Below are 1,034 nucleotides of genomic sequence, written 5' to 3' on the forward strand. Positions count from 1 at the left end.
GTTCGTCTACGTAGCAACAACAGACGGCACACCACTTGAACAAATCAAAAATGAGCTTCAAGTGGCATAAGGTACCAGTCATTGCATTTTATGTGATAATATTTGTATTTAAAAATACTCATTTAGAGTTATTAATATAAATACCCGATTTAATAACGAACAAATTTCAATAGAATTTATTGTATTGATAATAGGCGTTTTAGAAATTGAGAGAAATTATATAGTGATGAAAATATAATTCGCACTATAGTAATGTTATTATCGGATGGTGATGGTATAATATTCCTTGTCTAGAATGTAGCATAAGACCACTACTTTAAAAATAGAGGTGATTAAAATGGCGCGGGAGAGAAAGTTTTCATCCGATGAAATATTTAATACAACCAAGATACTTTTATTAAAGTATGGATATGAAGGGTATACATTTAGCCTGCTAGCAGATGCTTTGAATGTTTCAAGAGCGGCAATTTATAAATATTATCTAAATAAAGAAGAACTCATTTTTGATTATTTAGTTTCAGCATTGAAGAAAATACATATAGACTTAAAGTTAATTAATCAACAAGAGCCTTTCACAGAGCAGTTAGATGAATTAGTGTCGAAACTGTATAAATATAAAGATTTGCAACAAATTTTATTGAAATCAAAAGAAATTCAGGAAAATGGTTCTGAAGTACTCATACATAAAAAGGAATTAATACAGCATTTGCAATTAGGTATGTATACCATAATACAAACAATAATAGAGCAAGGAAAAAAAGAGCATTTTTTGGATAAAGAAATGCCGAATGATACCATATTAATGTTTATTCTCCACAGTGTGGCTACTCCAAATAGTAATGGAATTGCTCAGGAATTGTGGTTTTTTTATATCAAGAAACTAATTTGCTGTGGAATTTCAGGCAAAAAAGCAATTGTAGATGTTTAACAATCATTTTCATTTGACGAATTGTAATATTAAGTGCAACACCAAGACAAAATAGAAAACGCCCATAACGATTCCGTGTAAAATGTAAGTTACCACACTAAACATC

General features: G+C 29.8%; 1 protein-coding gene. It reads left to right on the plus strand.

Translation table 11 applies throughout. The features are described from left to right. The first annotated feature begins 337 nt into the window (after positions 1-337). Positions 338-928: a TetR/AcrR family transcriptional regulator gene (locus ACQKMD_RS22015; protein ID WP_427754708.1), complete on the plus strand. Its 591-nt coding sequence runs from the start codon at positions 338-340 to the stop codon at positions 926-928. Positions 929-1,034 lie beyond the last annotated feature (106 nt).

Source organism: Viridibacillus sp. NPDC096237, assembly GCF_050278625.1.
Classification (GTDB): Bacteria; Bacillota; Bacilli; order Bacillales_A; family Planococcaceae; genus Viridibacillus.

What these genes read in the sequence shown, in the direction of transcription:
- ACQKMD_RS22015 (WP_427754708.1), top strand. Translation starts at nt 338, where the DNA reads ATGGCGCGGGAGAGAAAGTTTTCATCCGATGAAATATTTAATACAACC.